This window comes from Arthrobacter sp. AK01, from assembly GCF_021109375.1.
GTDB lineage: Bacteria > Actinomycetota > Actinomycetes > Actinomycetales > Micrococcaceae > Arthrobacter.
The window spans coordinates 1-324 of sequence record NZ_JAJOHP010000163.1 but is presented as its reverse complement, the minus strand read 5'-3'; the positions used below and the strand labels follow the sequence as shown (position 1 = coordinate 324).

Here is a 324-nt window from a genome sequence, read left to right as displayed (position 1 = left end):
CTTGAACGTCCCGGACCAAGACGCGGTCGCACCCGTGGCAAGAACATAATCCGTCGTCGCCCGTGCTGTGACCGTCACCGTCCCGGCACCCGGGTACGTGCCAGCGGCAACAACTTTCCCACCGACCAAATACTCAACACCAGCCGTCGAGGGGACGACATAAACGTCGTCCTTCGTACCATCCATATCCGTAAACACCACGGCTGCAGGGGTCACCACGAACGGGGTTGCCTTGAACGTCCCGGACCAAGACGCGGTCGCACCCGTGGCAAGAACATAATCCGTCGTCGCCCGTGCTGTGACCGTCACCGTCCCGGCACCCGG

Annotated in this window: 1 pseudogene; it reads right to left on the bottom strand. The window is 62.7% G+C overall.

Annotation, left to right across the window (positions count from 1 at the left end):
* A pseudogene (locus LN996_RS23565) lies at window positions 1–324 on the bottom strand (hypothetical protein); the annotation flags it as partial.